The sequence below is a fragment of the Streptomyces sp. URMC 127 genome (assembly GCF_051386535.1).
Classification (GTDB): Bacteria; Actinomycetota; Actinomycetes; order Streptomycetales; family Streptomycetaceae; genus Streptomyces.
Map to the genome: position 1 here is coordinate 1 of NZ_JBPQTW010000508.1, position 441 is coordinate 441.

Sequence of the window (441 nt, forward strand, 5' to 3'; positions counted from 1 at the left end):
GTGCGGAGGCTTTGTCCTGCGGCAGGTCCAGTTCGAAGCGCTCGCGGAGGACGAGGCGGGCGGGGTCGGCGGGGTCGCGGTCGTAGGCGCCGGCGGCGACGCGGTGGGGGCGGGTGCCGTCCCGGCCGACGGTGAGGTGCCAGTGGCCGTCGGTCTCGGTGACGGCGGGGGTGAGGGTGTCGACGCCGCTGGTGCGCAGCCAGCGGTCCGCCCAGGCGTGGACGTCGCGGTCGGTGCGGCGGGCGAGGGAGTCGAGGAAGTCGGCGAGGGCGGCGTTGCCGAAGCGGTGGCGGGTGAAGTGGTCGTTGATGCCCGCGAGGAAGTCCTTCTCGCCGAGCCAGGCGACGAGCTGGCGCAGGGCGGAGGCGCCCTTGGCGTAGGAGATGCCGTCGAAGTTCAGGAGGGCCGCGGCGGTGTCGGGGACGGCGGCGGGGTCCGGGG

1 protein-coding gene is annotated in these 441 nt (G+C 75.5%); it reads right to left on the reverse strand.

Annotated elements, in window-relative coordinates; all coding sequences use genetic code 11:
- The coding region (locus ACSNOH_RS35150; RefSeq protein WP_436725497.1) for a M1 family aminopeptidase at positions 1–441 on the reverse strand (441 nt) is incomplete at both ends.